The organism is Flavobacterium sp. (assembly GCF_046153165.1).
Classification (GTDB): domain Bacteria; phylum Bacteroidota; class Bacteroidia; order Flavobacteriales; family Flavobacteriaceae; genus Flavobacterium.
Genome location: NZ_JBJXEN010000051.1, coordinates 62,490 through 71,935, shown reverse-complemented (window position 1 = coordinate 71,935; position 9,446 = coordinate 62,490). Strand labels below are relative to the sequence as shown.

The following is a 9,446-nucleotide window of genomic DNA, read 5'->3' as shown; positions in this document are numbered from 1 at the left end:
GGCTTGAGCAAATAATCCAGCGCGTTCACTTCAAAGGCGCGAATTGCGTAAGCATCGAACGCCGTCACGAAAATTACTTTGATGGCGGGATCAATTTGGTTTAGAATTAGCTGTTGTAAAAGCAGTTAATGAAGTAGAAAGTAGTGGTAAAGGATTTCTTATAAGTGGTAAGCCAAAAATCTTATTTGAAGGTCATGTGTTTTGGAAAGAACTTCAAAAAAGAGGGATAAATCCTCAAAATTATTACAATTCTAATACAAAAGATGTTTTATATCCTTCATGGACAAAGAATTATTATTTGGGCGGTGATGCAGAATATACTCGAATGGAAAAAGCTATGGCTGTCGAAGGATCTTCTGCTTGCAGAGAAGCCGCCTTATCTTCTGCTTCTTGGGGTTCGTTTCAAATCATGGGTTATCATGCAATATCGCTGGGATATGGTAGTATAGATAACTTTGTTCAAAAAATGAATATAAATGAAAAAGAGCATTTGTACGCTTTTGGTCAGTTTTTAAAAGTAAATCACTTGATTTCTTATCTTCAAAATAAGCAATGGGCTGAGTTTGCTCGCTTGTATAATGGAGAAGGTTACAAATCTAATAAGTATGATGTAAAACTAGAAAATGCTTACAAGAAATATTTATAGGAATTAAATCAATATTTTATAATTATGGATTATATAGTTAGTAATATGGTAAATACTTTATCTGATAAAGTACTAAAGTTTGAAAGAGTAAATAGCGACAGAGATTATTCTGGAGGAGGATGGTTTGATGAGGTTTTCCATGCCATATATTTATATTCAGATATGAGTTTTAGATATGTTATAAATACTTTTAGAAGTGTGTCTGGAGGAGGACTTTCCTTGCCATATCAAAATAAAGAAGAATATATTGGTTTATGGAAAATTACATACCAAGATTTTAAAACATATTTAATTTTTACTTTTGATGATGGTTCTCAACAAAAATATGAAACTCAAAATTTAGGTACGGGATTACAAAGGTTAAATGATCAAACTTGGAATAGATACTTAATACAATAAGCTGTTCGAAAATTAATTTTCAAACAGCTTATTGTTATAATTAAGGAATTAAATTTATTAGTTTCCTATAGTAATATTATAAGAATTTCCATTTATTGTAAATATAGCTAAATTGTCACAGTCACCATTACCATAATCTAAAGTTGCTGTGTGAGAATTTCTATTAAATGTTATAACTCCTGAAACAATAAGAGGTTTGTTAACTGAAATACAACTCATTTTTATATGTAAAGGACTAGTAATAGTACTTGTTTGTATCACTGTGTTAGGAAAAGTAGTCGTCCAACTTCCTGTTACTTGATAAACATTATCTGTCCAGCTTGGGGTAGAAAATCCTTCAATAATTTCACTTATTCTTTGTCCAACTCTTGTGTATACATTTCCGTTAGGGAAAGTTGCAGTCATATCCATATTCATAGTAACAATAGGATGACTAGGAGATGCAACTGTTGCAATGCTCATTGTTATTGTAAACGTTTTTGTTCCATCATATTTTATTAGATTGTGATAGAAGTTTACAAAAGTATAAGTTATTGTATGTGAGGAAGCAGATGGGTCGTAAATGAAAGTAATAATTATTTTACCACTAACAAAGTTTCCGTTTGATAACGTACAGCCAGTTGGGCCAAAATCGACAGTTTTAGTAACTTGAGTTCCTGGAGTTACAGTAGTACCAAATGCTGGAACTCTTGTTATTGTAGCGCAAGTTGCAAAATAACTATCCTCAGAATTCGAGTTTTTATAAGAAAGCGTGTTAGAGTCAATATTTTCATACTGATTTTCAACAATATTAGAAACATCATCACTAGCAAGATCGATTTTTGCGTTAACTCCAGCTTCTTCAGCAGTTATTGTCGAGTTGTCGGTTTCTTTATCTTTATTACAGCTAATTGTTATTAGTGTTAAAAGCAATCCGAATAATAAAATTTTACTTTTCATAATATATTTATTTATATGGTTTGTTGGTAAGACATTGTTTTTAAAAAAAGGTTTAATCAAATGTAAAAAAATAATTTACACTTCAAAATTTTAATTCATAAATGCTATCTTTGAATCATTATATGGATATAACTTCACAAATAAAAAAACCAATTCTTGAGGAAATGGAACTTTTTGAAAAAAAGTTTCAACAATCTATGACTTCAAAAATTGCGTTACTTAATAGAATCACTTATTACATTGTAAACCGAAAAGGAAAACAAATGCGACCTATGTTTGTTTTTCTTACTGCAAAAATGATTTCTAATGGTGAAGTTTTAGAAAGAACTTATCGTGGTGCTTTAGTAATAGAACTTATTCATACAGCCACTTTAGTACACGATGATGTAGTCGATGATAGTAATCGTCGTCGAGGCTTTTTCTCTATAAATGCACTTTGGAAAAATAAAATCGCAGTTCTTGTAGGTGACTATTTGCTCTCGAAAGGATTATTACTTTCTATAGATAATGGTGATTTCGATTTATTAAAAATTATTTCGGTTGCTGTTCGAGAAATGAGTGAGGGAGAATTATTGCAAATAGAGAAAGCCCGAAGGTTAGATATTACCGAAGCTATTTATTACGAAATTATTCGTCAGAAAACAGCAACACTTATTGCTGCCTGTTGTGCACTTGGCGCAAAATCAGTTTCTGAAGATGAGAATCAAGTCGAAAAAATGAGAAAATTTGGCGAACTCATAGGAATGGCTTTTCAAATAAAAGATGATTTATTTGACTATACCGAAGAGGCCATTGGAAAACCAACTGGAATAGATATTAAAGAGCAAAAAATGACTTTGCCGCTTATTCATGTCTTAAATAATTGTACTTCAAAAGAAAAAAGTTGGCTTATCAATTCTATCAAAAACCACAATAAAGACAAAAAAAGAGTAAAAGAAGTAATTACTTTTGTTAAAAACCAAAACGGATTGACTTATGCTGAACAAAAAATGATTCAATTTCAGCAAGAAGCACTTTTGATACTTCAAGATTTTTCAGATTCAACCTATAAAGAGTCTTTAATCTTGATGGTGAATTATGTAATAGAAAGAAAAAAATAATAGACTCTTAAAAATATCAAAAATGAATTATCCAATCTCTGCAAGTAATCCACTTTTTCAATTAACTAAATCAAAAAAAAGATTGCCTCATTTAGTTATTGCTATTTTATTAGTTATGGCATTTTTAATCGTTGGTCAGCTAATAGGAGTTTTTACCGCTATGCCATTAGAAGCACTTATAAAAAAAGAAACTAATGTTACTTGGAAAAGCACCGAAAATCTTTTAGTAATGCTCTTTTTAGGAAATATCCCAGTCATTTTAGCCATTTATTTGTGGATGCACTTTTATGAAAAAAGGGCTTTTAGAAATCTAGGCTTTCAAATAAACAAATCGATTCCAAACTATTTTTTTGGGATTTTTATTGGAATCATTTTATTTTGTAGTGTTGTGGGATTACTCTCATTATTTAATTTTATGACATGGGAGAAAGGAAGTCCTGCTATGCAGGGAATCGCTGTAATATTACCAACAATATTATTGCTTTTAGGTTTTGTTATACAGGGAGCAACCGAAGAAATTTTGTGTCGTGGTTGGCTAATGCCAATGGTTGGAGCGAGATATAATGTTTGGACAGGAATCTTAGTGTCAGCGTCACTTTTTGGTTTATTACATTGCTTTAATGATAATGTTACATTGCTTTCAATAATTAATATAATAGTTGTAGGAGTCTTTTTCTCATTGTTTGCTCTGAGACAAGGAAGTTTGTGGGGTGCCTGCGGATTGCATAGTATCTGGAACTGGTTACAAGGTAATTTTTTTGGGCTTCAAGTGAGCGGAACAGAAACTGGGCCAACAATTTTAAATCTCAAAGAAATAGGTCCAGATTGGATTACTGGAGGAGCTTTTGGTCCTGAAGGAGGCTTTGTTACTACAATAATACTATGTATTGGAATTGCTGTATTACTACTTCGAAAATCTAGTTTTACAAAAGAAACTTTCACAAACAATGATTAAAATAAGGTCTTATTGTTTTTATTAATTCAATATTTTTTAGAAATTAACTGATATAAAGACTTCAAAATTAACAGTTTTTTTAATCGTAAGGTATTGATTTTGTTGGTAGAAATAATTTTTTAAAAATAATTCTATACCTCATGCAACTATTTCACTAATCTTCTCGTCTATGTAAATAGAAGTCTGTTTTGTATTTCAAAAAGGTGAATTCAAAAATCTAATATCAAATTGAAAGTAATTAACTTACATCAGGAAGAAAAAGAATTAATCGAATTGGCTGCCGATAATAATCGTCATGCACAACAAAAAATTTATTCTAAATCTGCTGGAAAAATGTTAAGTATTTGTCGACAATATATTAAAGATATTCATCAGGCAGAAGACGTTATGATAACTGCGTTTATGAAAGTGTTTACAAGTCTAAAAAATTTCGAACACAAAGGTAGTTTTGAAGGCTGGATGCGACGAATTATGGTAAACGAATGTATCTCATATTTAAGAGTTCAAAAGCAGGTTAAATTTATTGAAGATTCACAATATTTAGAAGAAAGTTTCAATAATATTGAAAGTCAATTTTCAGTCGAAGACATTCAATTTCTAATAGATAGCTTACCGGATGGATATAAAATGGTTTTTAACTTATATGCGATTGAAGGTTATAAACATCAGGAAATAGCACAAATGTTAGGCATAAATGAAGGAACATCGAAATCACAATTGTCTCATGCTCGAAAAATATTGCAAACCCAAATTGCTAAACTAAAAAATCACGAAAATGGAACCGAATAAATTAGAAAATCAAATATTAGAAAAGTTGAATTCTAGAGAAATTCAACCTTCATCACAAGCTTGGGATAGGTTAGATGCGATGCTTTCGGTTGCAGAAAATAAGAAGCCAAAAAGACGTTTTGGATGGTTTTATATCGCAGCAAGTATTATTGGTTTTGTGTTTGTTGGGTTACTTTTTTACAATCAAGAATATACAGAGATAAAGAATGATAATCAAACGATTGTTGAAGCTAATGCTAATGAGAAGCCTATTTTGACTGAAGAAGTAAACCAATCAGAAGTAATAAACAACCCAAAAGAAGCAGTTTTAGCTGTTACTGAGACCAAAAAGGAATTAGTAAAGATTAAAAAAACAAATCAAAAAGTTGAAGAATTTACAAAAATACTATCAGAGAGTAAAGAAGTAATTGCTGAGGTAATTCCTCAAAAAACGGAAGAGAAGCTTAAAATAGAAACTAATCCAACAACGCTTTTAGCTTTGGTTGAAACCAAAAATGAACAAACTAAAAATGCAAACAAACCCAAATTAAAAATAGATGCAAGTGCATTACTTTCGCAAGTCGACGGCGAAATAACGCTAACTTTTCGTCAAAAAGTTCTTAAATCAATTAACAAAAACTACGATAGTGCTAAAGAAGCCTTGGCTAGTAGAAATCAGGAGTAACAATCATCAAATCAATTTTAAAATTAAACATTATGAGAAATTTAATTATTTACTTAACAGTATTCTTGTGCAGTGTAGTAAGCAGTTTGTATGCACAGGGCACTTTCGAAATTAGAGCAAAAGCGATTGCTTCAAACATCGAAAAAATTACAAAAGAAGAAAAAGAAACTTTAAAAAAGCAGGTTGAAGAGGTTAATGTTGAGCTGGATAAAAATAATATTACAAAGCAGCAAGCAGACGAAAAAAAGATGCAATTAGCAATAGCATCTGCAAATACTATAGAAAACAGAATCTCTTTCGAGGAATCTAAACTTTCAGAATTAGTTAAGGAAAAAGTAGAAGGAAAAATTTCAAGTTTAGATACAGTCAAAAAAATTGGAAGAACTTACGGTAAAGGAATAAAAGTACATGTTGGAGCAAAAGATACCATTCAAAGATCCGAAAAAAGAACAACGTCACAATTTGTTTTTGCAACAGGTGTAAATAACTTAGTAACCGACGGAATGATAGCCAATTCGAATTTTAGATATTTAGGTTCACACTTTTACGAATGGGGTTTAACTTATAACACAAGAATTGCACAAAATAGTAATATTGCACATATAAAATATGGACTTTCTCTGCAATATAATAACTTACGACCAACAGATAATCGTTATTATGAAACTTCAGGAGATCAAACTGTTTTGCAAACAGCAACGGTATATCTAAAAGATTCAAGATTTAGAAATGTAAATTTAGTTGTTCCTGTTCATTTCGAATTAGATTTTTCTAAATCAAAAATGGTCAATGATAAGAAAATTTTCAAATCTCATGAAGGATTTCGTTTAGGATTTGGAGGATTTGTGGGAGTGAATCTAAAAACAAAACAAATTTTGGAATTTGACGATACTTTCGGAAATTCGGTAACGCAACGTTCTAAAGGGAATTACAATACAAATGATCTTGTGTATGGTTTAAGTTCTTACATAGGTTTTGGTCAAACCAGTTTGTATGTTAAATATGATTTAAATCCTTTATTTACAGACAATATAGTAAATCAAAATAACATTTCTTTAGGAGTGAGATTTGATTTAAATTAATTTTTTTATTTGAGTTTGTTATATACGTTAAAAGTGTTTCAGTAATGAGACACTTTTTTTAATAATATTTTGTAACATATAATTAACAATTGAATCTTTGAAAGATAATAGTATTTTTCGTTCCTTTGAACGTTAAACAAACAAACAAATAATGTCCCATGAAAATTAAAATTTTATTATTTCTTTTATCTTCATTTTATGTTGCTAATGCACAAAGCGGCCAAGGAATAGTTGGAGAATCCAATTGGTTTAATGGTTGGACAAATTTTAAACCAAAAGCAGTTGAGTATAACCAAGCCAATCAGATTTTGACTGGAGATATAAAGGAAAATATGACACTTACAAAAGGTAATGTTTATTTAATAATGGGGACAGTTCATGTGGCAAACAATGCAGTTCTTACCATAGAGCCTGGAACAGTAATTAGAGGGGATTATAATTCTACTGGTACCTTAACTATAACAAAAGGGTCAAAAATAATTGCTGAAGGAACCGAAACAAGTCCAATTGTTTTCACATCTAACAAACCTACTTCCGAGAGAAAACCAGGTGATTGGGGAGGAGTAATACTAATGGGAGATGCGCCAATAAATAGATTTGGAGGAGTTTCTGCATCATTTTATGAGCCAAATCCTTTGTATAATCCTTTTGGTGGTCCAAACGAAAATAGTGATTCAGGAATATTAAAATATGTAAGAATCGAATTTGCAGGTAAAAAAATTGATCCAAAAATTTCATTAAATGGATTAACACTTGCTGCAGTAGGGAATAAAACAAAAATAGAATATGTACAAATTAGCTTTTCAAGTGATGATTCAGTTGAAGTTATCGGAGGAAATATCGATTTTAGCAATGTGATTTCATACAGAGCCAATGATGATGATTTCGATTATTCTATGGGAGTTCAAAGCACAATGAATAATAGTATTGCAATAAGAAATCCTTATGCATCAGACAATACACGTTCAAGATGTTTCGAAATAGATTCGTACGATAAAATTGAAAATTATGATCCTACAAAAAAGAAAACTTATATTAAGTTAAATAATGTAACTATGACTAATGACGAGGAAAATACAATGGGTCTAGTTAAAGAAGCTATTTCTTTAAAAGCGGATTCTTTTATCGAAGTAAATAAATGTGTAGTTGCTGGATTTTCAAGTTTTATAGCTTTAGAAGATAAATATTTAACAGGAGATAATTTCAAAAAAATAAAAGTTTACAACACAACAGTAGATAGTTGTTCAGAATTGTTTACAAACGAAGCTTTGGCTAAAGCTCAAAATATAAACGATTGGTTTATGCAAAACGATAAGTTATTGTACATTACAAATAATGGAATAAATAATCTATTTATAAATAATAATGTTAAGAAAAAACCAGATTTTAGAATAAAATAAGATTAATTTTTTTAAAATAAAATTAAAAGTGCTTCAGTAATGAAGCACTTTTTTTGTATATAATAACAAATACATAATGTGTAGTAACTAATGATTTAACATTCCAAGCCTAATTTTGGAGTGATAAAAAAACCAAATCTTTAATTATCTACTTATGAAAAAAACAGCTATAATAGTTATTATTTTAATTAATGTATTTTCTTTAAATGCTCAAGAAACAAATGGCATTATAGGGTCAGAAAACTGGTTTAATAACTGGACAAACTTTAAGCCAAAAATAACAGAATATTCCGAATCTACCCATATTATAAATGGTATTATTGAAGCAAATATGACACTTTATAAAAAGAACATATATCTTCTTATGGATATTGTTTATGTAACAAACAATGCAACATTAACTATAGAACCAGGAACAATAATAAGAGGAGATTTTGCTACTTGTGGAACATTAGTAATTACAAAAGGAGCTAAGATAATCGCAGAAGGAACGGAAACCGATCCGATTGTTTTTACTTCAAATAAGGAGACTTCCGAAAGAAAACCTGGAGATTGGGGAGGTATAATAATATTAGGTGATGCACCTATTAATAAATTTGGAGGAATAGGAACTTTAGATTTTAATTTGAATCCAAAATATAATTTTTATGGAGGACTAAATTCCGAAAGTAATTCTGGAAGACTGAAATATGTGAGAATTGAATTTTCTGGAAGAAAACTTAATGCGTTAAAAGAATTAAACGGATTGTCACTCGCAGGTGTTGGAAATAAAACAAAAATGGAATATATACAAGTTAGTTTTTCTAATGATGATTCGTTCGAATCATATGGAGGAGATGTAATATTTAATAATTTAATTTCTTTTAGAGCCACCGACGATGATTTTGATTTTACGCAAGGAGCACAATGCAACATCAATAATAGTATTGCAATTCGATATCCATTTTCATCTGATGTTACAAGATCGAGGTGCTTTGAGGTTGATTCGTATGATAAAATAGAAAACTATGATTCAAGTAGAAAATTAACAAAAATTGTTGCAAATAATATAACTTTAGTTAGTAATGAAGATAATAATCAAGGATTAGTTAAAGAAGCTATTTATGTTAAAAACGATACTTTTTTTGAGTTAAAAAATAGTATTGTATCTGGGTTTAATCAGTTTTTACTATTGGAAGATAAAGCCGTTTTAAATTCTAATTTAGATAAATTAAAATTTCATAACATAGTAATTAATAACAGCAAATTCAAAGTGCAATTAGAAACAGGAACTATAAATAATCTAATTGAAGAAAGAATTGTTAATGATGTTAACAATATACAGACACTAAATGTGGATAGAGAAAATTTATTTGTAGAAACAGATGCGAAAAAAAATCCTGATTTTAGATTGAAAAACAATAATATAATATCAAGTACATTAGTGATAAAATAAATTTAATGAATTTCATAAAAAAGTGTTTCAGTAATGA

At 29.7% G+C, this 9,446-nt stretch carries 10 protein-coding genes; 9 read left to right on the top strand and 1 reads right to left on the bottom strand.

All coding sequences use genetic code 11. From position 1 onward, the window contains the following. Positions 1 to 160: 160 nt before the first annotated feature. Complete coding sequence (locus ACKVOV_RS06405; protein ID WP_409205932.1) at positions 161 to 646, top strand: N-acetylmuramidase family protein; 486 nt, start codon at positions 161 to 163, stop codon at positions 644 to 646. Positions 647 to 670: 24 nt separating this feature from the next. Further along, positions 671 to 1,045, top strand: a complete 375-nt coding sequence (locus ACKVOV_RS06400) for a hypothetical protein (protein ID WP_409205930.1) — start codon at positions 671 to 673, stop codon at positions 1,043 to 1,045. Between the two features lie 57 nt (positions 1,046 to 1,102). On the opposite strand, the gene ACKVOV_RS06395 is transcribed toward ACKVOV_RS06400, so the two are convergent. Then, positions 1,103 to 1,984: a hypothetical protein gene (locus ACKVOV_RS06395; protein ID WP_409205929.1), complete on the bottom strand. Its 882-nt coding sequence runs from the start codon at positions 1,982 to 1,984 to the stop codon at positions 1,103 to 1,105. Between the two features lie 122 nt (positions 1,985 to 2,106). On the opposite strand from ACKVOV_RS06395, the gene ACKVOV_RS06390 reads away from it, so the two are divergent. The 7 genes from ACKVOV_RS06390 (at position 2,107) to ACKVOV_RS06360 (ending at position 9,409) form a co-directional block, all read left to right on the top strand. Next, positions 2,107 to 3,084, top strand: coding sequence for a polyprenyl synthetase family protein (locus ACKVOV_RS06390; RefSeq protein WP_409205928.1), 978 nt, complete (start codon positions 2,107 to 2,109; stop codon positions 3,082 to 3,084). 22 nt (positions 3,085 to 3,106) lie between these two features. Further along, on the top strand, positions 3,107 to 4,039 hold the full coding sequence (locus ACKVOV_RS06385; RefSeq protein ID WP_409205927.1) for a lysostaphin resistance A-like protein: 933 nt from the start codon (positions 3,107 to 3,109) through the stop codon (positions 4,037 to 4,039). Between the two features lie 228 nt (positions 4,040 to 4,267). Further along, entirely contained in the window at positions 4,268 to 4,828 is a 561-nt protein-coding gene (locus ACKVOV_RS06380; protein WP_409205926.1) for an RNA polymerase sigma factor, read from the top strand. Then, positions 4,815 to 5,492 (top strand): hypothetical protein, encoded by a 678-nt coding sequence (locus tag ACKVOV_RS06375; protein ID WP_409205925.1) that lies wholly within the window; start codon positions 4,815 to 4,817, stop codon positions 5,490 to 5,492. Before ACKVOV_RS06380 ends, ACKVOV_RS06375 begins: the two co-directional genes overlap by 14 nt. 32 nt (positions 5,493 to 5,524) lie before the next feature. Continuing rightward, complete coding sequence (locus ACKVOV_RS06370) at positions 5,525 to 6,574, top strand: hypothetical protein (protein ID WP_409205924.1); 1,050 nt, start codon at positions 5,525 to 5,527, stop codon at positions 6,572 to 6,574. A gap of 158 nt (positions 6,575 to 6,732) precedes the next feature. After that, a complete protein-coding gene (locus ACKVOV_RS06365) occupies positions 6,733 to 7,974 on the top strand; it encodes a hypothetical protein (protein WP_409205923.1) in 1,242 nt (413 codons plus the stop codon). A gap of 154 nt (positions 7,975 to 8,128) precedes the next feature. Then, the gene (locus tag ACKVOV_RS06360; protein WP_409205922.1) at positions 8,129 to 9,409 is read left to right on the top strand and encodes a hypothetical protein; all 1,281 of its coding nucleotides are present in this window, start codon (positions 8,129 to 8,131) and stop codon (positions 9,407 to 9,409) included. Positions 9,410 to 9,446 lie beyond the last annotated feature (37 nt).